Below are 26,263 nucleotides of genomic sequence, written 5' to 3' on the forward strand. Positions count from 1 at the left end.
ATACGCAAGTAGAGACTATTTTCCATAGGTATCCGCCCTTTGGTAGACTTGAAGACTGAAACAGGTTTCTGGAACGACGCGAAATCAAGCAATTGAGAGGGCAGAGTTTGTGGAAAATACACTTGGGTTAGAAATTATTGAGGTTGTTGAGCAAGCCGCCATTGCCTCTTCCCGCTGGATGGGAAAAGGTGAAAAAAATACGGCTGACCAAGTGGCTGTAGAAGCCATGCGGGAACGGATGAACAAAATTTATATGCGTGGTCGCATCGTTATCGGCGAAGGCGAACGAGACGAAGCTCCCATGCTCTACATTGGGGAAGAAGTCGGTATCTGTACCCAACCAGATGCCAAAAACTACTGCAACCCCGATGAATTAATTGAAATTGACATCGCTGTTGACCCATGCGAAGGTACTAACCTGGTGGCATACGGTCAAAATGGATCAATGGCAGTGTTGGCAATTTCTCAAAAAGGCGGTTTATTTGCTGCGCCTGACTTTTACATGAGAAAGCTCGCGGCTCCACCCCCAGCACGCGGTCATGTTGATATTAACAAAACTCCCACTCAAAACCTCAAGATTCTCTCTGAGTGCTTAGGGCGCGCCGTGGAAGAATTGGTGGTCGTGGTTATGGATCGTCCCCGCCACAAAGAGTTGATTCAGGAAATCCGGCAAGCAGGCGCTAGAGTGCGACTAATTAGCGATGGTGACGTTTCTGCTGCTATTTCCTGTGCCTTTGCTGGTACCAACATCCACGCACTCATGGGAATTGGTGCTGCACCCGAAGGTGTTATTTCTGCTGCTGCTCTCCGTGCTTTGGGTGGACACTTCCAGGGGCAGTTGATCTACGATCCAGAAGTAGTGAAAACAGGTCTGATTGGGGAAAGCAAAGAAGGCAACATCGCACGGCTCAACGAAATGGGCATTACAGAACCAGACCGAGTTTACAATGCCGAGGAACTGGCTTCTGGCGAGACAGTGCTGTTCGCAGCTTGTGGCATCACCCCCGGAACTTTGATGGAAGGTGTCCGCTTCTTTAACGGCGGCGCAAGAACTCAAAGTTTAGTGATTTCCAGTCAATCGCGAACTGCTCGATTTGTCGATACAATTCATTTGTTTGATGAGCCGAAGATTCTGCAATTGCGGTAGTCATTAGTTGTACAGACGCGCCATGGCGCGTCTGTACATTAGTCATTGGCTAACGAATGATGACTAAAGGCTTAGGACAAATAATAAACGACTGATAAAAATGACAAATATGCATATAGCTGTGGTGGGGTTAAGCCATAAAACAGCCCCAGTCGAAGTTCGGGAAAAACTGAGTATTCCAGAACCACAAACCGAAGGCGCGATCGCGCACCTGCTTGGCTATCCTCATATTGAAGAAGTCGCAATACTGAGCACTTGTAACCGTCTGGAAATTTACGTTGTTACTCACGAAACCGAACAGGGAATCCGAGAAGTTACCCAATTTCTTTCAGAACACAGTAAGTTGCCAGTCACCTCTTTGCGGCAACATTTGTTTGTTTTGCTACATCAAGATGCTGTCATGCACTTGATGCGTGTTGCCGCTGGTTTAGATAGCCTCGTACTCGGAGAAGGTCAAATTCTGGCTCAGGTGAAGAATACTCACAAATTGGGACAGCAATACAACGGTATTAAAACGGTTTTGAATCGCTTATTTAAACAAGCCATTACAGCGGGTAAGCGGGTACGAACTGAAACCAGCATTGGCACTGGTGCAGTCTCTATCAGTTCTGCTGCTGTGGAGTTGGCGCAGATGAAATTGGCAAATTTAGCGGCATGTCGTGTGGTCATTCTGGGTGCTGGCAAAATGTCGCGGTTGCTCGTACAACACTTAGTATCTAAAGGCACTGAAAAAATTTGTATCTTAAATCGTTCTCTCGCACGGGCGGAGGAATTGGTCAAGCAGTTCCCCGAACAATCCATAAGAACGTGTCTGCTATCAGAAATGGTTTCAGTGATTGCCGAAAGTGATTTAGTGTTTACAAGTACATCAGCGACTGAGCCGATTATTGACCGCGCTAAATTGGAGATGGTTTTAGAACCTAGCCAAGCTTTGATGTTGATTGATATTTCTGTACCGCGCAATGTTCATGCCGATGTAAATGCACTGACAAACGTGCAGGCGTTTAATGTGGATGACTTAAAGGCAGTGGTCGCGCAAAACCAAGAGAGCCGCCGTAAAATGGCACAGGAAGCAGAGAAACTCTTAGAAGAGGAGGTGGAAGCTTTCGATGTTTGGTGGCGATCGCTCGAAACTGTCACGACTATTAGCTGTTTGCGGAACAAAGTTGAAACTATCCGCGAACAAGAACTAGAAAAAGCTTTGTCAAGATTGGGTTCAGAATTTGCCGAAAAACATCAAGAAGTTATCGAAGCCTTAACACGGGGAATTGTTAACAAAATTTTACATGACCCTATGGTACAACTGCGAGCTCAGCAAGATGTTGAGGCAAGACGTCACTGTATGCAGACTCTGCAAATGTTGTTTAACCTAGATGTAGGTGGTGAACAGTATAGTTAAACGGATTTTAGATTGGGGGTTGGTTGGTAGTTGGTAGTTGGTAGTTGTCAACCACTAACTACTATCTACTATCCACTAACAAGCAATTGTTATGTCACTCCGGTTAGGAAACCACATTTTTCGACCGCTTGTTTTGCTGTTGGGGTTATGGCTGTTTTTTGATTTAACAAGCCACTTAGCAGCAGAAGTGTTTTGGTTTGGTGAAGTTGGATATTTACGAGAATTTTGGTTACGCGTCTTGACGCAACTAGGGGTATGGGCACTTGTCTTCTTCACCTCAGTCGGTTTTTTATTAAGCAATTTTATTGTCGCCTCTAGGCTGAAGTATCCCCAACAAGGAGATGGGGAGATGGGGAGAACTTCTGCGAATGTTCTATTTTCTCCATCTCCTCAAAGAAAACCCCAAGTCCTCTCATCCTCCGTCGTACTTAGTACTCAGGACTCAGCACTGAGATTGCATTTGCTGTTGCCAATAGTGATAGTATTGAGTGCGCTGACAGGGTTGATACTTATTTACTATGGTCAGCAAGCCTTAAATTTGTGGCGTCCAAATATTCAACTACCTAGCACGCCGTTGCCTTTGCCAGCTTGGGTACAGCAGGTTTTGCAGCAAATACAAATCCAGCAGATTGCCTTCCCCATTGTGCAGTTGGGTTTACTGCTGGTGTTGACAATTGCAATTTTAATTCATCATGAGTTTTGCTTAAGAGCGATCGCACTACTGATCTGTTTGCTGCTGGGTTTTCTATTGTCAGCACACTGGGATCAAGTCTTACAGTATTTCCATGCCACAAGTTTTAACCAAACCGATCCTCTATTTCACCGAGATATTAGCTTTTATGTATTCTCCCTGCCGATTTGGGAATTATTGGCATTTTGGATAGTAGGGCTGTTTCTCTTTAGCGTCGCTGCAGTAGCCCTCATTTACCTGTATTCGGCAAATAGTCTGAGTGAGGGAAGATTTGCCGGGTTTTCTGTACCGCAACGACTCCACTTAAACGCCTTAAGTAGCTTGTTCATGTTGAGTATTGCCCTGCATTATTGGAATGCACGCTACGAACTGTTGTATTCCACCCGTGGCGTTATCTATGGTGCTAGCTACACCGATGTTAAGGTGCTGTTGCCAATATATACCGGATTGAGCCTTTTGGCAGTGGCGATGGCAGTTTACTTGCTACTGCGAATGATTGTTTTGTCAAGAGCAAGAAAAACAAGTTTCAAACCAAGTCCTTATCCACCCCAACTGATTTACGCGTTGGGATTATATATAGCAGTGGCGGCGGTTTCTGGCGAAATCTTACCAATAGTTGTACAACGCTTAGTCGTGCAACCAAATGAGTTAACTCGCGAACGCCCCTACCTTGAGCGTACCATCGCCCTTACAAGAAAAGGATTTAATTTAAACGCCATAGAAGCGAGAACTTTTGACCCGCGAGGTCAACTGACTGCGGCTGATTTGCAAGAAAATAACCTCACAATTCGCAATATTCGGTTGTGGGATACACGCCCCCTTCTAGAAAGCAACCGCCAGTTGCAACAAATTAGACCTTACTACAAATTTCCCGGTGCTGACATTGACCGCTACACCCTGAAACAAGAAAACAGCACTGAAAAGCAACAAACAATCATAGCAGCGCGGGAACTAGACTATGGCGACGTTCCCCAACAAGCACAGACGTGGGTCAACAAACATCTGATCTATACTCACGGCTATGGCTTTACACTCAGTCCCGTGAATGTTGTAGCCCCAGGCGGATTACCTTATTACTACGTCCAAAATATTGGAGTTGATGACACGAGTCATCAGGGTTCGGTGCAGATATCGAATGAATCAGTTCGCTCAAGTATTCCCATTGGTCAACCGCGTATTTACTATGGGGAAATTACCAACACTTATGTGATGACGGGGACAAAAACCCAAGAATTAGACTATCCCAGCAGTAATGATAATGTCTATAACGTCTACGATGGACGCGGAGGCATTTTCATTGGTGCTATGTGGCGGCGCTTGCTGTTTGCCGAGTATCTGAGAGATTGGCAGATGCTGCTGACGCGTAATTTTACACCGCAAACAAAGCTGTTGTATCGCCGCAATATCAAAGAACGAGTGCAAGCGATCGCTCCTTTTTTACGATACGATAGCGACCCCTACTTAGTTGCAGCAGATGGGGGACAAACAGATATCAAAGGTGAAAACACTTATCTTTACTGGATTATTGATGCTTACACTACAAGCGATCGCTACCCGTATTCTGACCCAGGTAAACATGGATTTAATTATATCCGTAATTCTGTCAAAGTTGTCATTGATGCCTACAATGGCACTGTCAATTTCTATATTGCCGATCCAATAGACCCAATTCTTCATACTTTAGGGGCTATCTTCCCCAACTTGCTACAACCGTTAGACGATATGCCAGTTGCTCTGCGTAGCCATATCCGGTATCCACAAGACCTTTTCCGTATCCAATCTGAGCGATTGCTCACATATCACATGACAGATTCACAGGTTTTTTACAACCGGGAAGACTTGTGGCAAATCCCTAACGAGATTTACGGTAGTAAACAGCAGCAGGTAGAGCCTTACTACCTGATTTTGAAACTACCTCAAGCACAATCAGAAGAGTTCATCTTACTACTTCCCTTTACGCCTGTACAACGCGCAAATTTAATTGCTTGGTTAGCGGCGCGTTCTGATGGGCAAGAATACGGCAAGTTGTTGCTTTATGAGTTTCCTAAGCAGCAGTTGGTTTATGGCACAGAACAAATTGAAGCTTTGATTAACCAAGATCCACTTATTTCCCAGCAAATTTCTCTGTGGAACCGTCAAGGTTCAAGGGCAATTCAAGGAAATCTGTTGGTGATTCCCATTGAACGTTCCCTTCTGTACGTCGAACCCCTCTATATAGAAGCTGAACAAAATAGCCTGCCAACGTTTGTTAGGGTTATTGTTGCCTACAATAACCGCATTGTCATGGCAGAAACTTTGGAACAAGCATTGGCTGCAATCTTCCAGCAAAATCGACCTACAACACCCGCAATTGTGCGTCCAGTGCAGTAAATAATTGCATTGGACAAAGGACACTCGTACGCGCGTGGGATGCGGTGAATTGAAACGAGTCAAGGCAATTGCGTATTATCACGCAGCCTTAAAGAATGATCTCCGTATTTAGCATTAGTTACAAAAGAGTTCTAATCCACTAAAAATCAGTATTTTCTAGGATTGACAAAACAAAAAATACAAAAACTTTATAAAATTCGTGTGTAATTCATCAAAAATATACAAACAAGTATTCAACTAATTTACTAACTTTGGATGAGAAAGTCAGTATAATCCACATCTTACTGTTGCCCTTACTTGGGATTTTTAAATTTTTCAGGCAGCAGATAAAGTCTTTGAGCAAGGGTGCAGCTCTTTGATTATCTAAGTTGTCTTTACACTGGATACCAGTAGGTTTTCGTTATGCTCAAAAAAATCTTACTGCCGACCGTAGTGATATCGGGTACACTCTTTGCTTCATTTATGTTGCTCTTAGCCCTGCAAGGGTCTAAGCCTATGAAGATCCAAGTCGAGGGTCAAGAAATTTTCTATGGCGAAATCAAGGATATTGTTTCTCCCGGAGTGGGAGCAGCATTCAGTCTAGGACTAGGACTTTCGGGTGCAGTACTGTGGGGATGGCAACAATCTTTACATCAATCTTCTAAGTTAGACAAGCAGTTGTCCAACCTCCAAAAGCTGTTAGAAGAAAAAGATTCTCAAATTCAGGCGATTAAGCTTTCACCATCCAATCCGATGCTTTCTCAACTGAGATGGTTTCTAGAGGAAGATCAGATCGAAACTCAAGTAACCACATCTGGTGCAAATGCAAATTTTGCTACAGAGACTGCGCCACCCGTATCCACTAACAGTGGAAATGAACCCACAATTTCTCAAGTCATTACCAAACCACTGGTCATTACTAATACAGAATATGAGTCTCAACCGATAACAGTGAATCAATTATCTGTGCAAACAGCGACTTCTACATTCCCTTCAGCTCAATCTGCTTTGGGATTAACTCAAAAGTATGGTAAACAGGCTTCTGCTACTGATGCTTGAGCTAAATGATGCCCCGCAGCTTCCTTTGTAATTCACTAGCGTTCAAGTAAAGGTTTTTGTGCCCATCCTATGGGTGTAGAGACGTTCCACTGCAACGTCTCTACAGAGGCAATTGCACCAACAAACAATCTTATCAGCAAGCGTATTGCTATATACGCCATTCGTAGTGGCTCAACCACTACAGCTTGCTGAAAAAAAGGCGATACTAACGCAGCCACTGATCACCTAGCTTGCACGCGAGTTTTACCCTTGAAAAATTTGTCACCTCTACTCTGACTTCCCCAGATAAGCTTCTAAAACTTTTGAATTGCGCTGAATTTCTTCTGGGGTTCCGTCAGCCAGATTTCGCCCTTCGGCTAGCACCCAAACTTGATTGCATAACGACATGATCACATCCATATTATGCTCGATGATCAGAAATGTCATACCATTCCTATTCCAAGCGGTAATGCGATCGCATATCTCATCAATCAGTCTGGGATTTACCCCAGCGGCTGGTTCATCTAACAAAATTAATTTGGGGTCGGTCATAAGCGCCCGTCCCATCTCCAGCAGCTTACGCTGTCCACCAGATAACCCTCCAGCGTAATCATATGCTTTGTGCGCCAATCCCACCGACTCTAACAGCAACAACGCCCGTTCTCGGAGTTCTTTTTCTTCCTGAGTGATTTTGTGTTGTTGGAATTGTACGTGCCAAAAGTTCTCGCCTGTTTGTTTTTGTGCTGCTAGCAGCATATTTTCCATCACCGACAACCGCGACAGAGTTCGGGCAACTTGAAAGGTACGTACCATTCCCATCTGGGCAATTTGGTATGGTTGCAAGTTCTGTATGGGTTCGCCATCGAACGTCACCCGTCCTTTGTCTGGACGGATAAAGTTTGATAATAAGTTAAATAATGTCGTTTTGCCTGCACCATTAGGACCAATCAAGCCTGTAATGCTACCACTTAACACTTGAATTTCGGCGCTATCTACTGCCTTGATACCACCAAAGTTTTTGCAAAGTCCACTTGCAGACAGTAGAGGAAATTGGGATGACTTGTTATTTTCCAAGGGTGAGTTCCTCCTTTTTCCCTAAGATCCCTTGAGGACGCCAAATCATCAGTACCATCAAAATCAAACCTATGATCATGATCCGCAATGCACTTAAACGGTCTGAATCTAGAGGGATAATTTTGTCCAAGTTGCGCGTCCCTTCGTAGTAAATAAAGTAAATTATTGCTCCCAAGATTGTACCGAGATTATTACCAGAACCGCCTAAAATCACGATAATCCAAGCGTTGAAAGTCTCCTGTGGCTCAAAATTATTTGGGTAAATTGCGGAAAGTTGCCATGCGATGAGAGCACCTGCAATTCCTGCGATCGCACCACCTAGCATCAGCGATTGTAGTTTATACCAAAAGACATTTTTTCCTAATGCCTTGGGAACTTCTTCGTCTTCGCGGATGGCTTTGAGAACTCGACCCCAAGGCGATCGCACTAAAATTTCCAGCCGCCAGAAGACAAAAGCTAATGCGATGAGTGACAACAGCATTAAACCCGCTGTCGGGTTGTAGTCATATAAGGCGATAACGCCAGATATGTAAATAGCCACTATTAATAGTGCCAACAAAACTCCTATAACTAGGCGTGAGATGAATTGTTGCTTGTCACCTACTTTCTTCTGGGAATTAGCAACATCTGATACCTGAGAAGCTCGAATCCAGTGCCACAACTGCCATAAAGTGATAGCAGCAAGTAGTGTCAACACACCAATCAGCAAAAGTTTGATAAACAGATTGGGCACAAGAGTTGCTAGGGGTATGGGATAACTTTGCACACCAAACGCCCCAGCCCTCCACTCGTTACCAACAGGTAAATCCTGGTTATTCACAACAAGACGAATCAGTTCACCAACGCCGATGGTCACAATTGCCAGGTAATCTTCCCGCAAGCGCAAAGTCGAGAAACCAATTGCCAAGCCCAACAACGCTGCGACAACTGCCCCAATCAGTGCTGACAGCAACAGGGGAAGACCTTTTAAACTTAACAAAACAGTGGTGTACGCGCCCAGCGTCATAAAGGCAACATGACCAAAGTTAATCAAGCCCGTAAAGCCCCACTGCAAGTTTAGTCCCAGACCGAACAGAGCAAAAATTGCGGTAGAAATCGTTAAGAAAATGAGATATTCAACCATAAGTAATTAGTTATAAGTTATTCCCTGTGTCTTCTCGTCCCATTGTAAAATTGTTGCGTGTCAACTTTATTCGCCATAAGCTTAAGGCACGCTGCACTTACGCACTAAGTGTGTCACCTCCTGTAGCGCTGGAATCTTTTTTAGCTCTCCATAAATAATCTTGAATTTTGAATTTGAGCGTCAGCGAGGTCATACCTATGCTAGATGTTTAGGGTGAAGAATTCAGCCAACACTTAAAACTGTATAAGGTAGACACGGGAAAGCTGCACCTTGGCTTAAACTTGTTTTTGAAAATCACTTTACTTGAGATTTCCCTATGGACGCTACGGCACTTTGGCAAAGATACCAGCAATGGATATATTTCCATGAAGGATTGGGACTATACCTCGATGTGAGCCGGATGCGATTTGATGATGCCTTCATAGAGAAGGTACAGCCGAAGTTTGAAAAAGCTTTTGCGGATATGGCGGAACTTGAGAAGGGTGCGATCGCCAACCCGGATGAAAACCGCATGGTTGGACACTACTGGCTACGAAATCCCGATTTAGCTCCCACGCCAGAACTCACACAAGAAATTGTTGATAGTATAGAGCAAATCGAAGTATTTGCCGAAAAAATCCACACAGGTGCAATTCACACCCCAAAAGCTCCTCGCTTCACCGATATTATTTCCATTGGTATTGGTGGTTCTGCTTTGGGTCCACAATTTGTTGCTGAAGCTTTAGCCCCAGACTTCCCACCTTTAGCAATTCACTTTATTGACAATAGTGATCCAGCAGGAATTGACCGCATTTTGACTCATTTGAGAAACAAACTTGCCAGCACTTTGGTCTTGGTTATCTCCAAGTCTGGGGGAACGCCAGAACCGCGTAATGGCATGATTGAAGTCAAAAAGGCTTACGCCGGACAGAATTTGGACTTTGCTCACTATGCGATCGCCATTACCATGCCAGGGAGTAAGCTGGACGAACAAGCAAAATCTGAAGGTTGGCTGGCAAGATTTCCCATGTTCGACTGGGTGGGAGGACGCACTTCAGAGTTATCTGCTGTGGGGTTGTTACCAGCAGCATTGCAAGGCATCGAGATTCTCCCTATGCTTGAGGGTGCCAAAGAGATGGATGATGCCACTCGCGTACCTGATATTAAACAGAACCCGGCCGCATTGTTAGCCTTGTCCTGGTATTATGCTGGCAATGGACGGGGTGAAAAAGATATGGTTGTTTTACCTTACAAGGACAGCCTACTTTTATTCAGTCGGTATTTGCAACAGCTGGTGATGGAATCCTTGGGTAAGGAGAAAGACCTAGAAGGCAACACCGTTTACCAAGGTATTGCTGTTTATGGTAACAAAGGCTCAACGGATCAACACGCTTACGTCCAGCAGTTGCGCGAGGGTGTGCCAAATTTCTTTGCCACCTTCATTGAAGTTTTGGAAGACCGCAACGGTCCATCTACAGAAATTGAGCCTGGAATCACAGCAGGCGATTATCTCTCTGGTTTTCTCCAAGGAACCCGACAAGCACTTTATGAAAACCAGCGTGACTCGATTACTGTGACGATTCCCCAAGTTAATGCCCGCACAGTGGGAGCGTTAATTGCTTTATACGAGCGCGCTGTAGGTTTTTATGCCAGCTTAGTTAACATTAACGCCTACCATCAACCAGGTGTAGAAGCTGGTAAAAAAGCCGCCGCTGTCATTCTTGATTTGCAAAAACGAGTTGTGGAAGTTTTGCAAACAGAAAAAACAGCCCTTTCCCTAGAGCAAGTTGCTCAAAAAGCAGGCGCAACAGAGCAAATTGAGGCAATTTACAAGATTTTGCGTCATTTACACGCAAATCAGCGGGGAGTGGTGCTGCAAGGAAATCTTGGAGAACCCAGCAGTTTAAAGGTTTCTATCGCTACTTCGTAAATTTAGCCTCTCTACCACATTTTGTGTAATTTTTGTTGCACAAGCCACAAAAATTTAATTTTGAGCATCTTAGATTGGAGAGACAACTTCAATCTAAGATGCTCTTTTCGGCTATCGTTATGAATCAATTTAGGGGAATCGAAATCCGTCAATTAGAGTCAATTAAGGGTGGGATGAGTGAGTTCTTCACACCTCAAACCAGTCATGAAACAATGCTGGTGCAAATTCCACCCAATACAGTGGATGATTTATTTGTACACAAATCGCAAACTGATCAAATACTCGTTGTGAAGGGGCGGTTTGTACTTGTCACTTTACTTAATAAGCAATACCAGTATATTCCTTTAAGCGAAGACCATCCAGTCGTCGTCAAAATTCCGCCAGGAGTCTTACATGGTGTCATTAATTTGCGTTCAGAACCATGTGTTGTGGTAAATGCTGTGCTTCGTCATAGACCTCCCCAAGAACGAGATTATGTCACTTGTGGAAGACCATTTCCTTATGACTTAGAAGCAGCAAAAGCAGCGTTGAGAAGTTTGGAAGAAACAACGACTTATGGCGCGACACCAGTATAAATTGTTGAGGTTAGTTTACTGTTCAGGGTGAGCAAATAGCTCACCCTAATTTTTTTGTATCTTTGGGAATTTTACTTTATTGTACACATCTGCTAGAGATATTTGAAACGGTATTGAGGCGAAAGTAATACTTTCATCTTCTTCATCATATTCAGAAATAGACCATCGCTTTTTTGCCGTTTTAAAATATTGCTCAATATTGATCCGAGTTTGGTCAATCAAGACATATTCCGCTAATGAAGGAATTGTCTTATAAGCATGAAATTTTCCCTCTCTGTCATAACCAGCGGTTGAATCTGACAAAACTTCAATAATCACTATAGGGTTAGTAATTGTATCAGTGCGATTATTGTCATATTCCGGTTCACCAGCTATCACCATCACATCTGGGTAGGTGTACATTCGCTTCTGGGGTATCCACAAACGCACATCACCCATGAAAACTTCAAAATTTTGGTGTTTAAAAGCAAAATTTAATTCAGTACTGACATTGAGCGCTATCCGGTTATGATTCGTCGTTCCACCAGCCATAGGGATGATTAGACCGTCAATATACTCACTTTTGGACTCTGCGGTTTCTTCTAGTTGTAAATATTCTTCTGGAGAGTAGTTTCGCTGTTCTTGGTAGGTTTGCATGATTTGTGGGAGCGTTTTTACTATAAGAATATTTTCGCTAAGGAGAGAGGGAACTTAATTCTGTATTTGTAAAAATAAAATTTATGTTGTTAATCTTCAATTCTTTCCCTAACAATCCGAATGCCTTTCCATGCTGGGATTCGACCTGCTTGGCGCTCATCTAATAATACAAGGAAGAGATATATGTTTAAAATTTCTTCTTTGAATTGCTGTAATGCTAGCCACTCTGAATTAATAGCAGTGGTAGGAACCAATCTTGGATAAATCTAAACATAGGTGGGTGAAACAAACAACTGAGTGCGATCGCCAACCAGTTAAGCTCTTGTATCTGTATATAAAGTAACGCCAAAAGCCAATTTGACTAAAGGGTTTACATAATTATTTGCTTTTAGAGAATGCGATCGCTACTCCTAACGCTTCACCAAATTTTTTGATTAAGCTCATATTTCAGTAAATACAAGAAAAGTATTGTTACTAAATTAACCGCATATTTCTTGAGGATGAATGCAGATTCCCTCAAAGGCAAGATGAATAACTTGAGAAATTGCATCATCATTGCAATCAAATGGTCTTCCTGTGCTGATGTCAAAGGACGGCTAGGTTATTTCTGTTCTATGAAAAATCACAGCAATTCCCTCACTGTTGTTAATTACAACAGCACGGCATCTAGCAAAGGCAGGGTGATGAGGAAACACAATGAACACGATATCTCCAAAGCGTAAAAAAGCTCCGCTTCCGGTAGCGGTTTTTCTTTCGGCATTACTAACACTACCGATGCTGAGTAGTTGTGGTGGAGGTTCCCAAACTGCTGCGCCACCGCCACCTGTTGATGATACAGTTGGTAGAAATGTGAATAATCCAGCCCCCGCAAACCAACCCCAACAAGCTAAGAGGGGATTGTCTACGGGGCAGAAAATAGGAATAACCTTGGTGGGAGCCGCTGCTCTATACTATCTCTACAACCAGCGAAAGAATGCTCAAGGAGAGGGAGCGCAGGGTAAGTATTATCTTTCTAAGAACGGGCGTGTATACTACCGCGATGCTCAAGGTCGCCCTCACTGGGTAACACCTCCATCTGAAGGAATTCGAGTTCCAGAGTCAGAAGCACAACGGTATCAGGATTTTCAAGGTTATAACGGGCGTAGCACTGGTCGCACCTTAACTGACATCGCTCCACAAGAAGCGCCGACATATTAAACAAAAAGCCGCTTGGTCAGAATAAAACATAGTCGCCTACAAAAGACAGGGAATCCAAAACGACAGAAACGACAACGGCACAATTAACCACGTAAATAATAAGGAGATAAGTCATGGTAGACGACTTTTTGCGAAAGGCAAAGGATTTGTTTGTTGGGTCAAACGAAGATGACCGCGAGGTAAGTCCAGCTAGCCAAGACCCATACGGCGACCCCGCTGACCAAAATTACTACGGTAACGCTATTCCAGCCAGCCAAGACCCATACGGCGACCCTGCTGACCAAAATTACTACGGTAACGCTATTCCAGCAAGTCAAGATCCATACGGCGACCCCGCTGACCAAGATTACTACGGAAACGCCATCCCAGCTAGCCAAGACCCATACGGCGACCCCGCTGACCAAAATTACTACGGAAACGCCATCCCAGCTAGCCAAGACCCATACGGCGACCCGGCTAATGAATACGGGCAGTTTGGCAACGTCCGTCCAGCTAGTGAAGACCCATACGGCGACCCGGCAGATCAAGATTACCGCTAGTTAAAGCGGAAAAACAAATCTTTATTAATGACAGCGTAGCAAAACGCAGACTCGTTCCTCATCCCCCCTTTCCGGGAGAATGAGGCAATGAGTCTTTTTGTTAGTTATGGGTAATTATAAGGAAATAATATCACCTACTGACACCAGCAAAAATTTCCTTTGCTCTGTCAAGATTCTTACGTACTTCTCGCGCGCAAGTATGCAAAGCATTTTTTTCTGCTTCAGAGAGTTTCAATTCCACCACTTTCTCAATTCCACCACGTCCTAAGCGACAGGGAACACCAATAAAAATATCGTTTAAACCATATTCTCCTTGAAGATACGCCGCCACTGGCAACAGGCGCGACTGATTCAGCAATATTGATTCCACCATCACGCAAGTAGAAGAAGCGGGAGCAAAAAAAGCACTACCTGTCTGCATCAGTTGCACAATTTCTGCACCACCGTTACGGGTACGTTGTACCAATCGCTCAATTGTGGGTACATCCAGCAATTCTGTAATCGGAACACCATTGACAGTCGCATAACGCGGTAAGGGCACCATTAAATCTCCGTGGCTACCCAGTACCATCGCGTTGACATCTTGAGGACAAGCCCCCAATTCCATCGCAATAAAGGTTTCTAAACGTGCTGAGTCTAACACGCCAGCCATACCCATAATGCGATCGCATGGTAATCCTGTGGCTTGCCATGCTAAATAAGTCATCACATCCAAGGGATTTGTGACAACTATATATATAGCATCGGGAGAATAAGCAATTGCTTTTTTTGCGGCTTCCACCACAATCTTTGCATTTGTCAGGAGCAAATCATCCCGAGTCATGCCGGGTTTGCGGGGAAACCCTGCCGTAATGACGACTACATCAGAACTAGATGTGTCAGCATAGTCGTTTGTACCGATAATTCGACGATTGTGTAGTTCAATTCCCCTTGCCTCCATCAAATCCAGCGCCAGTCCTCGGGGCATACCCTCGACAATATCAAGCAATACGACATCTGCCAAATTTTTTTCGGCAATGCGTTGCGCTAAGGTACTACCAACCTTACCAGCACCGATAACGGTGACACGGGGTGAATGACACATATTTGGGGAGGAAGGGGAATAGCTCATAATTGCAGCGCCTCTGCTAATGGTTGAATGTTATTTAAATTCTTCAAGTTGATCCAGACGTAACCACATATTTGGTGTTGGCACTTTCCCGAACTTCACAAGGGCATAATCACCTTTGATGTCTACAATTTCGCCCTTGGTTTCAAATAAATAGGAAGGAAAGCGTGAGTCACTGGCTTGTGCTTCTAGACTGTTTTCCAGCTTCTCGCGGATAGCGCGAACCATATCTCCTCTTTTTACAGCCATGAGTTACCCTCTTGAGTAAAATTGTTGTACTCAGGATCTTAGCTCGCTCGAAGTCCTTGTAGAGCAAGCAGTTGCCTTCTAGCTGTGTCGGGAAGTCTCTTTGAGAGTTGGAGTAGGGACGCAGTGCCATGCGCCCCCACATTGTGAATTTTGAATTTTGAATAGTGAATTTCCTTTATACCCTTACACCCGGTCAATATAGTTACGTTTATTTGCAGCTAGTAGTCCACCATACAAACTTTGTGAGGTTTGTAGTTGGCGCTTTAGCGCTAAAGCGCCAACTACAAACTACACTTACCCGTCATTTTTGGATTGGCAAACTACTAGTTACTTAATAGCCCATTTCAATATCTAAAGTTGATAACTTTAGACGCACGCAGATATACGCAGATGATTTTGAGATAAGAATCTGCTTTCATCTGCGCCAATCAACAATTTAGAATCCTAAATCAAAATGGTATCAGCAAAAAGTACATTAATTTTTATACCTTAAGCTGTTCACTATTTGGTTGCAATCTTTTTTATTTTTACTTTTAAATTGCTTATCGTTGACAATTGACACAATAGTGACTTGAACGTCCAGCTAACCGAGTTCGTGCAATTGCCGTACCACAAACTCGACAGGGTTCTCCAGTGCGGTTGTAAACCCAGGCAACTTGACCGTAGTTACCGTTGATTCCCTTCACATTCAGGAAATTACTGAAAGTTGTCCCACCAGCCTCAATGCTTGCTTTTAAAACTTGAATGATACAGGAGTGCAAACGCTCAATTTGCTCTCGCTGCAAATCTGTACCCAAGGTTTCTGGCAGAACTCCACTGAGAAACAGCGCTTCGTCAGCATAGATATTACCTAATCCCGCTACCACTGATTGATCTAAAAGAGCCGTCTTTACAGGACGGCGACGGTTTCGCAGCTTGCTTGCTAAATACTCGACAGTAAATTCGGGTGAAAAGGGGTCTACTGCTAGTTTCCCCAAACCTGTAATAATGCTTTGGAGTGCAACTCCTGGAGGAACCCACCACATTTGACCAAAGGTACGCTGGTCAACAAAGCGTAATTCGCGTTCATCTCCAAAAAATAATCTGACTCGGGTGTGCTTGTGTAACGATTCATCTGGATGTAGCCACAGGAGTTGACCTGTCATTCGCAGATGAACACCCAGCCAGCCAGCTTCTGGAGTCAGGGGAGTCTTTTCTCCCTCCATTTCCCCTATTTCCCCTACTTTCTTGAGTTCGGCTAGGAGATATTTGCCGCGACGATGCCAAGTTAGGATGGCATTCCCTTTGATTCCAGTTAAAAACTCTTCTGGTGAAAACGGGTAGGCGACTGTGCGATGAAGCAGCACATCCCCACCCGTAATTTCCTGGTTAAGGGTCAATTGATTCAAACCCCGTCGGACTGTTTCAACTTCAGGCAGTTCAGGCATCTTTTATGGGAGATAAGCAGATGGGGGAGATAGAAAGAGAAAGATAAGCCTGATGAGGGGGATAACTTCCTCATTCGCCTCATCTTCTTCATCTTCCTCATCCCCCTATCATATCTGGCGTGAGCCTGCTACTTCTTCGCCTTTGCCGTTGGAGGTTCAACCTCTATTAGTTCTTCCAGACCAAAGTTATTGGTGTTGACGCCAGCGTAATTTACCTTGTTAAAACGGACAATGACTGGGTATTTGATACCGCTTTGATCAATAGACGCTACGGTTCCTAAATCCTGATACCAGTAGGATTCCCGGCGGAGAATACGTACTTTAGAACCACGTTGAACCATGAGTTTCTTCCCTTTGAGTTATCAATTGCCAATATATAAGGCTAATTGATTTCACTCTACAACCAGGAGGTCTCACCAAGAGGCTTTGTTAAGTTATTTATCTTGCTGAGGGGTTGGCAATTAATACTTCTCGGTTAAGGGTAGCCATCACCTGGCCATGGCGGGGAGTTTATGGGCACACATACTAAGCCAGCCTAGCTACGCAGGCAAGCCCTGTGGGCGGTCTTATCAGAGAAGTATTGGGTTGGCAATTAAGTTAAGGCAGTTGCTTTGGGAGGGAACTTACACAGTCAATTTTCGTCATTCGGAGTAAAGAGGGAATAGGTTACTCACAGGGTGCAGAACCTAAAACCCAGGGGATTGGTTATCAGGTGCTAGGGATGGTTACAGGGAATAAGGTATAGAGTACATTTAACTCCCACCTACGACCTGTGACCTATTCCTCATTTCAGATTCTTCAAAAAAGATGTAAAACCTTCTTGACAAAGTTATTGGGATCGCATAACCTCATTGGTCGCAAGCACTTTTTTGGGAGAATATTATGCTTTTGTCAAGACAAACACGCTCCCCTCGTTACCTCTTCCAATACGCAAATTGTCATCTATATACGTGATATCCAACCAGCCTTGTTGTTCATTACTATTTAAAGGAAAATCAATTGCAGTGAGTTTTTGACCGACTTCAATTTGTTGGATAAAACTCTCTGGAGAGTCGTAACCTATTAAACGTTGTAAGCTGATAATTGACCGCTCAAATTTAACGTTGACGCGCCGACCTGAAACTGGCTCAAATTTTGCAGCAACGCTGACTATACCTTCAACAAAAGGTAACCCATAAATCTCAGCTATGTTATAAACGCTATTATTTTCTACGCGGATATACTGATAAATTTGACCAAGTTTGTAGAAGGGTAGGTTATCAAGATTTAATAGAGCCTTACTAGTGGTATAAATGAGTCGCCAATTGCCATTTAGCAAATGTGTAGATTCAATTGGGCGCGGTGTAGGATTTATATCTTCCAAATTTGCAATTGCTACCAAAATACCTTGTCTGTCCTGCTCAGTTGCTAGTAATCCACGATTTTTACCAGCAATTGCTTCTAAAAGATTGGCTTTTTCTAACATGATCATGTCACCTCTAAAATACCAGTATTAAGAAAAATAATCCCTGTATAGCCCCATACAAATAACTAATTAGCTTTGAGGTTTTGCCTACTCAATTAAATAAATAAATAAAATAAATAAAAATTGTCGGATTTTTGATTGAAAGAGTTGAATTAACAAGTAAATCGTGCTGTATCAAGTGATAGACTCTAAGTGTCTAGTAACTGTTCCCTTATATTGTCTTGGTAAGATATGCTAAATTCTCCATTGCGTGAAGTCCCCCGTCTCCATCGAGCATCTGTCATTCCATTAAAGCAAGAGTCCTCCCTACTGGACTGGTTGAAATCTAGCGGTCGTCTGATAGCCCGTGATGTTCATGAGCCTGATTTGGCTGACGAGGAAGAAGAAATATCGGAATTTTTAAGTGCTGAGGATGGAATTGGCGAATATGACTTCGATGATGATGCCCCTCCAGATGAGGAGTAACTAATTCTGGCTGAAGGTATATTGGCATAGATAGTCCAAATTGTTTAGTTTTGCAAGTGTGGAGTGAAGGGAAGTTTCTGTGGACGCAAAATTATCTCCTGACCAAGGATTAAGCACTATTAATGGCATAGGTCTGGTCTCTCTACTGGGTGTAGGTCTGGGTGTATCAGCACTGATGTTAGATTGGGCAGCGAATAGATTGCCTTGGCAAGGTATGTCGCTCACCTTGCCATTTTTATTCTGCGCGCTGGCTTCAGCCGCCGCTGGCTTCTGGGCAGTACCAATGCTGCAAGCATTGAAAACCGGACAAATTATCCGTGAGGATGGTCCTCAAGCCCATCTGAAAAAAGCAGGAACCCCAACCATGGGGGGCATTTTCTTTGTCCCTGTGGCAGTGATAGCTGCCTGTGTATGGTCTCACTTTGCGACAGATGTGCTCGCCGTTTCTACTTTGACATTAAGCTACGGATTCATTGGCTGGATAGATGACTGGCAAATTCTGCGCCGCAAGTCTAATAAAGGTATATCTCCTCGGATAAAATTAGCTTTACAAATCAGTTTTGCGGTAGCATTCTGTCTGTGGCTGCTTTTTCATCAGCCTTTTAATATTACAACTATTGCTTTGCCCTTGGGTTTTTCTCTACCCTTGGGGTTACTTTTCTGGCCTCTAGCTGGTTTCGTATTAGTGGCAGAAAGTAACGCCACTAATCTGACTGATGGTATTGATGGCTTGGCAGCAGGAACGGTGGCGATCGCACTGCTAGCATTAGGTGCCTTGATTGCACCCTCCTCGGCTGGATTGATGGTTTTTTGTGCTTGTATGAGTGGCAGTTGTTTAGGATTCCTAGCTCATAACCGGAATCCAGCCCGTGTTTTCATGGGAGATACTGGTTCCTTGGCGTTGGGAGGGGCTTTAGCTGCAGTGGGACTGCTAACTAATAGCCTAGTAGCACTGTTCATTCTCAGTGGAATCTTCTTCGTAGAAACCCTTTCCGTGATGGCACAGGTTAGCTACTACAAAGCTACCAAAGGTCCTGATGGCAAAGGCAAGCGTTTGTTCAAGATGGCACCGTTACACCATCATCTAGAACTTTCTGGCTGGTCAGAACTGCAAGTCGTTGCTGTGTTCTATGTAGTTAGTACAATTTTAGCTGTTATCAGTTTGACGATTGGTCGGTTGTGATGATTTCAGGAATTAACTGAATAAATAATAATCACCTCCTCAACTAGAGGGGGTTGTTTTTTATGACTAAATTTTGTATAAGGAGTGAGGCATTACGTCTTTACTCACTTACGCAATTGTCCCACTAAATGAACAAGTTCTGGCAAAATTAGTTTTTCCATAGCCAGTCGTACAGCATTGCTAGAACCAGGAAGGGAAAAGATGAGTTTCTGTTGATAAACACCAGCAACAGCGCGAGATGCAATAGCTCGCGAACCAATTTCTTGATAACTTAAAAAGCGGAATAGCTCACCAAACCCAGGCAGGATTTTTTCTAGCAAGTTTTCAATAGTATCATAGGTGGTATCCCTCGACGCAATACCTGTGCCACCATTGAAAATCAGAACATCCAGGCTTGGGTGTTTACCCAGCAGTTCCATCTGCTCGTGAATCTGCATGGGTTCATCTTTGACAATTGTGTAAGCTTCTACTGAATGGTTAGCATTGCAGAGTAATTCTTGAATAAGCTGACCACTTTTGTCTGTTTCTGGGGAACGTGTATCGCTAACGGTTACGACAGCACAAGTTACTGTTATGGCTGGGGAGTCTGGGTGAGGTATGTGCGTCATAGGTAAACTTTTGTTTGTCTTTTGTTAGTTGTTAGTTGTTAGTTGTTGGTTGTCCTACTAACTACTAACTACTAACCACTAACCGATGACCAATGACTGTTTATTCTGATTTACTAAATTCCAGACCATTTTCTTCAGCATAACGCTCCATAAACCGCATAAAGCGCTCCCACTCTTCTTTGGATTTCATTAGATAAACTGCTTCTAATGCTTCTGGTTTGCCGTTGACAAATTTCCCCTTAACTTCACGGGTAACAATTTCCCCTTCTTCGTCAATCAAGTACATCCCGGTGATTTCTTCGGTATTGTCGTTACTCAAAGCCTTGGGATTTTGGAAGATAAACGTCGCTGTTGCGCTATCACCACTGCGCGATCGCGTCAGGCGCACGTCTGGAATAACTTCTTCGCTCAGACCTCTGGAAAACTGAATTTGAGCCATGATAAGTGAATTTAAACTTTTGTTATGGTTAATTTAATATTTTCTCACCATTTAGTACTTAGCAGTCTAGCTGCTGCCGATATTTTTACTTTCCGTATAAACCCTTATATTGTTTCTCGCTCTAGTAACAAAGTAACAGGACCGTCATTCTCAATAAAGACTTGCATCATTGCCCCAAATTGACCTGTTTCCACTCGCAAACCACTTTCCCTTAACTTGCCAACAAAGCGGTTATACAAATCTTCTGCTGCTTGAGGGGCTGCTGAACGGTCAAAGGAGGGACGGCGACCTTTGCGACAGTCGCCGTAAAGCGTGAACTGACTCACGACCAGCAACTCGCCGCCAATTTCTTGTACAGATTTTTGCCAACGGTCGCCTCCTTCCTCATCGGGAAACAGTCGCAATTCCAGACACTTACGCACCATCCAGTCAAGTTCAGCATTGGTATCAGTATCAGCAATACCGACGAGCAAGTTTAGTCCCCGTCCAATTTTGCCGACAATTTCACCGTTAACACTCACTTGAGATAATTTGACTCTCTGGATAATGACGCGCATATATAAAAGGATAAAGGATGAAGTGTTATGTATACTTTATCCTTCATCCTTTACACTTCATTTTTTCCCAAAACCTTGACCGCGAGTGGTCGAAGGAAGACAGACGCAGTTTTCCAGTTGTTTTAGCAAAGTCTCATGATCGAGATTTTGACCTATTAGCACCAACTGGTTTTTCTTCTCACCTTTCCACTCATCATCATCCAAAGTAAAACGTTTACCGCAAAGGTGGAAAATATGACGTTTAGGACTTTCATCAAACCACATAATCCCTTTAGCGCGGAAGATAGTCTCAGGGAGTTGGTTATCTAAGAAATGTTGAAACTTCCTAATAGCAAAAGGTTTGTCACTTTGGAAAGACAATGAAGTAAAACCATCATTTTCTAAATGGTCAGAATGATGGTGATGGTGATGTTCGTGCTCGTGGTCATGACCACATTCAGAGTGGTCATGGTCGTGATGATGGTGTTCATGTTCATGGTCATGCTCATCATGGTGATGGTCATGACCATGCTCATCGGTAACATCATCAAAATACTTGTCTGTCTCAAATAGACCGACGCTGAGAATTAAGGGGAGTGGGACTTGAGACCTTGCGGTGCGAATAATTCTCGCTCCTTCCTTAACTTCCCGAATTTTTGCTTCCAGCGTCTCTAACTCTGCTTGAGAAACTAAATCCGTTTTGTTCAGCAGAATCACATCACCATAGGCAATTTGGCTATAAGCCGCCTGGGAATTGAATAAATCCAGGCTATAATTTGCCGCGTCTACGACAGTAATAATTGAATCCAGACGAGTTAAATCGCGTAACTCTGTGCCAAGAAATGTGAGAGCAACTGGTAGGGGATCTGCCAGTCCAGTTGTTTCCACAACGAGATAATCTATTTTGTCTTGGCGTTCCAAAACTTTGTAAACGGCATCGACCAAATCACTATTTATAGTGCAGCAGATACAACCGTTACTCAACTCCACCATACTGTTATTATCGTCAGTGGAGATAATTAACTCGTTATCGATGCCTATTTCACCAAATTCATTCACTAAAACAGCGGTTTTCAGTCCCTGCTGATTGGTCAGGATATGATTAAGTAAAGTCGTCTTACCGCTACCGAGAAATCCAGTAATAATTGTTACTGGTAATCCGTGTTTCGGCGCATCCATTGATTTTGATTCGGAACTAACTGCTTGCATAGCGATGCTGTGAAAAAGTCAAAGTAGAAGAATGTAGCGCATAGAGTACAGAAAACACTAGCATAGGGATGCTGGTATTTCATCCCAGCTAACCTCCCCTATTATTACGTATCTCTATTTCAGCAGTATCACTTGGTTATGACCCTAACTGTTTACAATACACTCACCCGTCGTCAGGAACCCTTTAAAACCGTCGAATCCGGAAAAGTTAAGATGTATTACTGCGGCGTGACAGTGTACGACTACTGTCATTTGGGTCATGCCAGAGCTTGCATTGTTTGGGATGTCGTGCGTCGATACCTCCAATTTCTCAACTATGAAGTGCGCTTCATCCAAAATTTTACCGATATTGATGACAAGATTCTCAACCGAGCGCGGCAAGAAAACTCATCAATGGAGGCTGTCTCTGAGCGCTTTATTCAAGCATATTTTGAGGATATGAGGCGGCTTGGAATTAAAGATGCCGATGAGTATCCTCGTGCGACTCACACGATGAATGGCATTGTGCGGCTCATTCATGAGTTGGAAAATAAAGGCTTCGCTTACCCTGCTCAGGGCGATGTTTACTACGCAGTCCACCAATTCCGTGAATATGGTAAACTTTCCGGACGCAAATTAGAAGATATGCAAGCCGGAGCCAGTGAGCGGGTGAATGTGGACGATCCAGAGTATCAGAAGAAGAAAGACCCATTTGACTTTGCATTGTGGAAAGCAGCAAAACCGGGAGAACCCGCGTGGGAATCACCTTGGGGTGAAGGTCGTCCGGGGTGGCATATTGAATGCTCCGCAATGGTGCGCGATCGCCTGGGTGAGACAATTGATATTCACGCTGGAGGTGCTGACTTAATTTTCCCCCATCATGAAAATGAAATCGCTCAGTCAGAAGCTGTGACGGGACAACCATTGGCGCATTACTGGATGCACAACGGCATGGTGAAGGTGGATGGGGAAAAAATGTCCAAGTCTTTGGGCAACTTTATCACGATTCGCGAATTACTGGATCGAGGAGTTGACCCAGTGGCGCTACGGTTGTTTGTCCTGCAAGCGCATTACCGCAAGCCAATTGATTTTACCGATGAAGCGATCGCCGCAGCAACAAACGGCTGGCAAACAATCAAAGAAGGTTTGCTCTTCGGTGAACAGTACGGTAAACAACTGGGTTGGGAAATAGAGGACAAGGGGAATGGAGAAAAATTCTTTGCATCATACATTGAGCGCTTCCAAGAAGCTGTCAATGATGACTTTAATTTCCCCGGTGGTTTAGCAGTCCTGTTTGAATTAGCCAAAGAACTGCGTCGTGAGGGAAATCTCCTAGTGCATGAGGGAAAAACTGAGGTACCGCCCAATGAGTTACTGTTGCAGTGGCAGACTCTTGTTACATTAGCTCAAGTTCTGGGTTTAGAAGCCAAGATGGAAGTGGAAACACCCGAAAGTAGCGGTATAAGCGATGCGGAAATAGAAGCGTTGATTCACAAAAGGCAGGATGCGCGTAAAGCGAAGAATTTTGCTGAAGCCGATCGCGTTCGTGACGAACTACAAGCACAAGGTATTACCCTCATTGATAGTCGTGAAGGCACCAGATGGCACCGCAACTAAAAATTCAAAATATCTCCTACGGACACGCTACGCGCAATTCGCAGCTCCTCCGCAGGAGGCATAAAATTCAAAGTATGCCCTGCGGGCACACTACGCGAACAAAATGAATAACAAAGTACAAAATGACGAGTCCAAATAAAGCAATTACAGATAGGACGTTTGAGTTTGCTGTCCGTATCGTTAAATGCAAGGTATTAGATGAAAGTCCGGGAGTGGCACAAACACTATCCAAACAGTTAATAAAGTCTGGAACATCAATTGGGGCAAATGTTGAAGAATCCCAATCGGCACAGAGTACAGCAGATTTTGTTAACAAGCTAGAAATTGCTTTAAAAGAAGCAAAAGAAACCAGATACTGGATAAGACTTTTGATGGCGACTGAGATTCATGCCAGAAAGTCGTTTATTATCTGTTCTAGGGGAAATTAACGAGTTAATTCGGATAATTGCTGCCATCGCCGTTAAAACCAAACAAAACCATCAAAATTAAGAAGAACGCAGAACACAGAACACAGTAATCAGAATATCCCCACGGATAGAATCCGCTTGATTTAATAAGGAAAGACTTTCTTGGTCTCCAAAGGATAAATCCGGGGGCGCTATACCAAGACTCAAGACCAGAACTCTTAATTCATGCTCGAAGAGCGCGTTTAATATTCTGACTACTGAGTTCTTTGTTGGTAATTTCTTGAATTTTGAACTTTGAATGCGTGAATTTTGAATTGTTATGTGGTCTGAACTCACCAAGGCTATTGCTCAAATAAATCTACCTGCTGATTGGCTCGGTATTAGAGTCGTCAAAGAGACTTCTTATAACCGTCATGTTCGTGACGGTATACCTCAAAGCAACAGCAAATCCTCTACTATAGGAGCCATGCTGGAAGTCATGGTCAACGGCTGTATAGGGTATGCAGCTACCAATTCCCTGCAAGTACAAGACCTGCAATCTGCTGCTAAAACTGCGTATAAACAAGCACTCGTTGCCAGTGAGTGGTGGATATATCCGTTTCAAGCAGCCAGAGAGCGCCCTAAAGTTATCGGTCAGTATACATCCCCGTTTCTCGAATCGTTAGATGCTCTCAGTCCGGGAGAAATCAACGATTTACTTGTCCGCATTTGCCAGACCCTAAAAGTCTCTGACCAGATTGTACAAACCACAGCTCTTGCCAGTCTCAGCGAAAGGGAAACTTGGTTTGTCAGCAGCAACGGCTCTGAGGTTTATCAAAAATTCATGTTTTTTGGCACTCATTACGGTGCTACTTCACAAGATGGGGCGATTGTCCAGCAACGTAGCAACAACGGCTGGCAAGCAAACTGTTACCAAGGCGGACTCGAACTTTTCCAAGAAGCGGACTTGGGGCTTCGGGTACAGCAAATTGGCGAACAAGCGATAGAACTGTTAACAGCAGAAGAATGCCCAAAAACGCGCACTCCTTTGGTCTTAGCCCCAGACCAGATGATGCTGCAAATCCACGAAAGCGTTGGGCATCCTGTAGAAATTGACCGCATTTTGGGAGATGAACGCAATTACGCCGGAGGTAGCTTTGTCAATAAGAGTGATTTCGGCACTTTGGTGTATGGTTCTCCTATGATGAATATTACCTTTGACCCCACCGTGCCTGGTGAATTTGCTAGCTATGGCTTTGATGATACAGGTGCTGTGGCAACGCGCGAGTATTTAATCAAAGAAGGTGTTCTCATGCGAGGTTTGGGCAGTCTGGAAAGCCAAGCAAGAGCAGGTGTACCAGGAGTCGCCTGTGCCCGTGCTTGCTCTTGGAATCGACCAGCCATCGACCGGATGGCGAACTTGAATTTAGAGCCAGGAGAAGCCTCGTTTGAGGAAATCATTGCTGGTCTAGAACACGGTGTTTACATGGAATCCAATCGTTCCTGGTCAATTGACGATCGCCGCTATAAATTTCAGTTTGGTTGCGAGTACGCTAAATTGATTGAAAACGGCAAACTTACCAAAACCCTCCGCAATCCCAACTATAGAGCCACGACTCCAGAGTTTTGGCACAGCTTAGTACAAGTAGGGAACTCATCGACTTGGGAAATGTATGGGACTCCTTATTGTGGTAAAGGAGAACCAAACCAAGCGATATGGGTAGGACATGGTTCACCCGTTTGTGTATTTGGTAATGTCGAAGTTTTTGGCGGCGGGAGTTGAACAGGAGGGGGGAGATTAAGTATGCAGTAATTAATAAAAACCAAGCTTAAAGAGTGAGTCATTCTTCATTGACTTTCCCCACTCCTCCACTCCTCCACTCCCCCACTCCCCCACTCCCCCACTCCCCCACTC

26 protein-coding genes are annotated in these 26,263 nt (G+C 44.0%); 13 read left to right on the plus strand and 13 right to left on the minus strand.

The genetic code is table 11. The features are described 5' to 3' along the window. Positions 1-109 precede the first annotated feature (109 nt). The 4 genes from glpX to MAS10914_RS0107825 all read left to right on the plus strand — a co-directional run bounded on the left by glpX (position 110) and on the right by MAS10914_RS0107825 (position 6,645). Positions 110-1,147: a class II fructose-bisphosphatase gene (gene glpX, locus MAS10914_RS0107810; protein WP_017315361.1), complete on the plus strand. Its 1,038-nt coding sequence runs from the start codon at positions 110-112 to the stop codon at positions 1,145-1,147. A gap of 109 nt (positions 1,148-1,256) precedes the next feature. Next, positions 1,257-2,546, plus strand: a complete 1,290-nt coding sequence (locus tag MAS10914_RS0107815) for a glutamyl-tRNA reductase (RefSeq protein WP_026082410.1) — start codon at positions 1,257-1,259, stop codon at positions 2,544-2,546. Positions 2,547-2,637: 91 nt separating this feature from the next. Further along, positions 2,638-5,607 (plus strand): UPF0182 family protein, encoded by a 2,970-nt coding sequence (locus tag MAS10914_RS0107820; protein WP_017315363.1) that lies wholly within the window; start codon positions 2,638-2,640, stop codon positions 5,605-5,607. Between the two features lie 495 nt (positions 5,608-6,102). Continuing rightward, positions 6,103-6,645, plus strand: coding sequence for a hypothetical protein (locus MAS10914_RS0107825; protein ID WP_232224129.1), 543 nt, complete (start codon positions 6,103-6,105; stop codon positions 6,643-6,645). Between the two features lie 35 nt (positions 6,646-6,680). On the opposite strand, the gene MAS10914_RS0107830 is transcribed toward MAS10914_RS0107825, so the two are convergent. From MAS10914_RS0107830 to MAS10914_RS0107840, 3 genes are read right to left on the minus strand one after another with little or no spacing between them, the layout of a single operon-like run. Continuing rightward, positions 6,681-6,863: a hypothetical protein gene (locus tag MAS10914_RS0107830; protein WP_017315365.1), complete on the minus strand. Its 183-nt coding sequence runs from the start codon at positions 6,861-6,863 to the stop codon at positions 6,681-6,683. Positions 6,864-6,912: 49 nt separating this feature from the next. Next, positions 6,913-7,698 (minus strand): ABC transporter ATP-binding protein, encoded by a 786-nt coding sequence (locus MAS10914_RS0107835; RefSeq protein WP_017315366.1) that lies wholly within the window; start codon positions 7,696-7,698, stop codon positions 6,913-6,915. After that, entirely contained in the window at positions 7,688-8,821 is a 1,134-nt protein-coding gene (locus tag MAS10914_RS0107840; RefSeq protein ID WP_017315367.1) for a branched-chain amino acid ABC transporter permease, read from the minus strand. Before MAS10914_RS0107840 ends, MAS10914_RS0107835 begins: the two co-directional genes overlap by 11 nt. Before the next feature lie 316 nt (positions 8,822-9,137). On the opposite strand from MAS10914_RS0107840, the gene MAS10914_RS0107845 reads away from it, so the two are divergent. Continuing rightward, complete coding sequence (locus MAS10914_RS0107845) at positions 9,138-10,730, plus strand: glucose-6-phosphate isomerase (RefSeq protein WP_017315368.1); 1,593 nt, start codon at positions 9,138-9,140, stop codon at positions 10,728-10,730. Positions 10,731-10,849: 119 nt separating this feature from the next. Beyond that, a complete protein-coding gene (locus tag MAS10914_RS0107850) occupies positions 10,850-11,305 on the plus strand; it encodes a cupin domain-containing protein (protein WP_033365704.1) in 456 nt (151 codons plus the stop codon). A gap of 45 nt (positions 11,306-11,350) precedes the next feature. Here MAS10914_RS0107850 and MAS10914_RS0107855 read toward each other — a convergent pair whose 3' ends face one another. Continuing rightward, positions 11,351-11,941 (minus strand): Uma2 family endonuclease, encoded by a 591-nt coding sequence (locus MAS10914_RS0107855; protein WP_017315370.1) that lies wholly within the window; start codon positions 11,939-11,941, stop codon positions 11,351-11,353. A 696-nt stretch (positions 11,942-12,637) separates the two neighbouring features. On the opposite strand from MAS10914_RS0107855, the gene MAS10914_RS0107865 reads away from it, so the two are divergent. Further along, the gene (locus MAS10914_RS0107865; RefSeq protein WP_017315372.1) at positions 12,638-13,138 is read left to right on the plus strand and encodes a hypothetical protein; all 501 of its coding nucleotides are present in this window, start codon (positions 12,638-12,640) and stop codon (positions 13,136-13,138) included. A 113-nt stretch (positions 13,139-13,251) separates the two neighbouring features. Next, positions 13,252-13,677 (plus strand): hypothetical protein, encoded by a 426-nt coding sequence (locus MAS10914_RS0107870; protein WP_017315373.1) that lies wholly within the window; start codon positions 13,252-13,254, stop codon positions 13,675-13,677. 130 nt (positions 13,678-13,807) lie between these two features. Here the strand turns inward: MAS10914_RS0107870 and mdh are convergent, their stop codons facing one another. The 5 genes from mdh to MAS10914_RS0107895 all read right to left on the minus strand — a co-directional run bounded on the left by mdh (position 13,808) and on the right by MAS10914_RS0107895 (position 17,926). After that, positions 13,808-14,788, minus strand: a complete 981-nt coding sequence (mdh, locus tag MAS10914_RS0107875; RefSeq protein ID WP_017315374.1) for a malate dehydrogenase — start codon at positions 14,786-14,788, stop codon at positions 13,808-13,810. A 30-nt stretch (positions 14,789-14,818) separates the two neighbouring features. Beyond that, the gene (gene ndhO, locus MAS10914_RS0107880; protein WP_017315375.1) at positions 14,819-15,034 is read right to left on the minus strand and encodes an NAD(P)H-quinone oxidoreductase subunit O; all 216 of its coding nucleotides are present in this window, start codon (positions 15,032-15,034) and stop codon (positions 14,819-14,821) included. A gap of 542 nt (positions 15,035-15,576) precedes the next feature. Further along, positions 15,577-16,461 (minus strand): DNA-formamidopyrimidine glycosylase, encoded by an 885-nt coding sequence (locus MAS10914_RS0107885; RefSeq protein WP_017315376.1) that lies wholly within the window; start codon positions 16,459-16,461, stop codon positions 15,577-15,579. Positions 16,462-16,589: 128 nt separating this feature from the next. After that, positions 16,590-16,802 carry a photosystem I reaction center subunit IV gene (locus tag MAS10914_RS0107890; protein WP_017315377.1) on the minus strand — a complete coding sequence of 71 codons (213 nt, stop codon included), beginning with the start codon at positions 16,800-16,802 and terminating at the stop codon, positions 16,590-16,592. A gap of 539 nt (positions 16,803-17,341) precedes the next feature. Beyond that, positions 17,342-17,926 (minus strand): PAP/fibrillin family protein, encoded by a 585-nt coding sequence (locus tag MAS10914_RS0107895; protein ID WP_017315378.1) that lies wholly within the window; start codon positions 17,924-17,926, stop codon positions 17,342-17,344. Between the two features lie 231 nt (positions 17,927-18,157). Between MAS10914_RS0107895 and MAS10914_RS0107900 the strand changes: the two genes are divergently transcribed. Then, entirely contained in the window at positions 18,158-18,391 is a 234-nt protein-coding gene (locus MAS10914_RS0107900) for a DUF3134 domain-containing protein (RefSeq protein WP_017315379.1), read from the plus strand. A gap of 79 nt (positions 18,392-18,470) precedes the next feature. After that, positions 18,471-19,574, plus strand: a complete 1,104-nt coding sequence (mraY, locus tag MAS10914_RS0107905; protein WP_017315380.1) for a phospho-N-acetylmuramoyl-pentapeptide-transferase — start codon at positions 18,471-18,473, stop codon at positions 19,572-19,574. A 104-nt stretch (positions 19,575-19,678) separates the two neighbouring features. Here the strand turns inward: mraY and MAS10914_RS0107910 are convergent, their stop codons facing one another. From MAS10914_RS0107910 to MAS10914_RS0107925, 4 genes are all read right to left on the minus strand, one after another. Beyond that, positions 19,679-20,182 carry a MogA/MoaB family molybdenum cofactor biosynthesis protein gene (locus MAS10914_RS0107910; RefSeq protein WP_017315381.1) on the minus strand — a complete coding sequence of 168 codons (504 nt, stop codon included), beginning with the start codon at positions 20,180-20,182 and terminating at the stop codon, positions 19,679-19,681. Positions 20,183-20,282: 100 nt separating this feature from the next. After that, positions 20,283-20,621, minus strand: coding sequence for a photosystem II reaction center protein Psb28 (gene psb28 / locus MAS10914_RS0107915; RefSeq protein WP_017315382.1), 339 nt, complete (start codon positions 20,619-20,621; stop codon positions 20,283-20,285). 104 nt (positions 20,622-20,725) lie between these two features. After that, positions 20,726-21,178: a D-aminoacyl-tRNA deacylase gene (dtd, locus tag MAS10914_RS0107920; protein WP_017315383.1), complete on the minus strand. Its 453-nt coding sequence runs from the start codon at positions 21,176-21,178 to the stop codon at positions 20,726-20,728. A gap of 57 nt (positions 21,179-21,235) precedes the next feature. Then, positions 21,236-22,366 (minus strand): CobW family GTP-binding protein, encoded by a 1,131-nt coding sequence (locus MAS10914_RS0107925; RefSeq protein ID WP_026082411.1) that lies wholly within the window; start codon positions 22,364-22,366, stop codon positions 21,236-21,238. Positions 22,367-22,504: 138 nt separating this feature from the next. Here MAS10914_RS0107925 and cysS point away from each other — a divergent pair, with 138 nt between their 5' ends. The 3 genes from cysS (at position 22,505) to MAS10914_RS0107940 (ending at position 26,131) form a co-directional block, all read left to right on the plus strand. Next, on the plus strand, positions 22,505-23,962 hold the full coding sequence (cysS, locus tag MAS10914_RS0107930; RefSeq protein ID WP_017315385.1) for a cysteine--tRNA ligase: 1,458 nt from the start codon (positions 22,505-22,507) through the stop codon (positions 23,960-23,962). Positions 23,963-24,084: 122 nt separating this feature from the next. Then, entirely contained in the window at positions 24,085-24,390 is a 306-nt protein-coding gene (locus tag MAS10914_RS31500) for a four helix bundle protein (protein ID WP_332248799.1), read from the plus strand. 298 nt (positions 24,391-24,688) lie between these two features. Further along, positions 24,689-26,131: a TldD/PmbA family protein gene (locus MAS10914_RS0107940; RefSeq protein ID WP_017315386.1), complete on the plus strand. Its 1,443-nt coding sequence runs from the start codon at positions 24,689-24,691 to the stop codon at positions 26,129-26,131. Positions 26,132-26,263 lie beyond the last annotated feature (132 nt).

It is taken from the genome of Mastigocladopsis repens PCC 10914 (assembly GCF_000315565.1).
GTDB classification, from domain to species: domain Bacteria; phylum Cyanobacteriota; class Cyanobacteriia; order Cyanobacteriales; family Nostocaceae; genus Mastigocladopsis; species Mastigocladopsis repens.

What these genes read in the sequence shown, in the direction of transcription:
- MAS10914_RS0107815 (WP_026082410.1), top strand. Translation starts at nt 1,257, where the DNA reads ATGCATATAGCTGTGGTGGGGTTAAGCCATAAAACAGCCCCAGTCGAA.
- MAS10914_RS0107820 (WP_017315363.1), top strand. Translation starts at nt 2,638, where the DNA reads ATGTCACTCCGGTTAGGAAACCACATTTTTCGACCGCTTGTTTTGCTG.
- MAS10914_RS0107825 (WP_232224129.1), top strand. Translation starts at nt 6,103, where the DNA reads ATGAAGATCCAAGTCGAGGGTCAAGAAATTTTCTATGGCGAAATCAAG.
- MAS10914_RS0107840 (WP_017315367.1), bottom strand. Translation starts at nt 8,821, where the DNA reads ATGGTTGAATATCTCATTTTCTTAACGATTTCTACCGCAATTTTTGCT.
- MAS10914_RS0107845 (WP_017315368.1), top strand. Translation starts at nt 9,138, where the DNA reads ATGGACGCTACGGCACTTTGGCAAAGATACCAGCAATGGATATATTTC.
- MAS10914_RS0107850 (WP_033365704.1), top strand. Translation starts at nt 10,850, where the DNA reads ATGAATCAATTTAGGGGAATCGAAATCCGTCAATTAGAGTCAATTAAG.
- MAS10914_RS0107855 (WP_017315370.1), bottom strand. Translation starts at nt 11,941, where the DNA reads ATGCAAACCTACCAAGAACAGCGAAACTACTCTCCAGAAGAATATTTA.
- MAS10914_RS0107865 (WP_017315372.1), top strand. Translation starts at nt 12,638, where the DNA reads ATGAACACGATATCTCCAAAGCGTAAAAAAGCTCCGCTTCCGGTAGCG.
- MAS10914_RS0107870 (WP_017315373.1), top strand. Translation starts at nt 13,252, where the DNA reads ATGGTAGACGACTTTTTGCGAAAGGCAAAGGATTTGTTTGTTGGGTCA.
- mdh (WP_017315374.1), bottom strand. Translation starts at nt 14,788, where the DNA reads ATGAGCTATTCCCCTTCCTCCCCAAATATGTGTCATTCACCCCGTGTC.
- ndhO (WP_017315375.1), bottom strand. Translation starts at nt 15,034, where the DNA reads ATGGCTGTAAAAAGAGGAGATATGGTTCGCGCTATCCGCGAGAAGCTG.
- MAS10914_RS0107885 (WP_017315376.1), bottom strand. Translation starts at nt 16,461, where the DNA reads ATGCCTGAACTGCCTGAAGTTGAAACAGTCCGACGGGGTTTGAATCAA.
- MAS10914_RS0107890 (WP_017315377.1), bottom strand. Translation starts at nt 16,802, where the DNA reads ATGGTTCAACGTGGTTCTAAAGTACGTATTCTCCGCCGGGAATCCTAC.
- MAS10914_RS0107895 (WP_017315378.1), bottom strand. Translation starts at nt 17,926, where the DNA reads ATGTTAGAAAAAGCCAATCTTTTAGAAGCAATTGCTGGTAAAAATCGT.
- MAS10914_RS0107900 (WP_017315379.1), top strand. Translation starts at nt 18,158, where the DNA reads ATGCTAAATTCTCCATTGCGTGAAGTCCCCCGTCTCCATCGAGCATCT.
- MAS10914_RS0107910 (WP_017315381.1), bottom strand. Translation starts at nt 20,182, where the DNA reads ATGACGCACATACCTCACCCAGACTCCCCAGCCATAACAGTAACTTGT.
- psb28 (WP_017315382.1), bottom strand. Translation starts at nt 20,621, where the DNA reads ATGGCTCAAATTCAGTTTTCCAGAGGTCTGAGCGAAGAAGTTATTCCA.
- dtd (WP_017315383.1), bottom strand. Translation starts at nt 21,178, where the DNA reads ATGCGCGTCATTATCCAGAGAGTCAAATTATCTCAAGTGAGTGTTAAC.
- MAS10914_RS0107925 (WP_026082411.1), bottom strand. Translation starts at nt 22,366, where the DNA reads ATGCAAGCAGTTAGTTCCGAATCAAAATCAATGGATGCGCCGAAACAC.
- cysS (WP_017315385.1), top strand. Translation starts at nt 22,505, where the DNA reads ATGACCCTAACTGTTTACAATACACTCACCCGTCGTCAGGAACCCTTT.
- MAS10914_RS31500 (WP_332248799.1), top strand. Translation starts at nt 24,085, where the DNA reads ATGACGAGTCCAAATAAAGCAATTACAGATAGGACGTTTGAGTTTGCT.
- MAS10914_RS0107940 (WP_017315386.1), top strand. Translation starts at nt 24,689, where the DNA reads ATGTGGTCTGAACTCACCAAGGCTATTGCTCAAATAAATCTACCTGCT.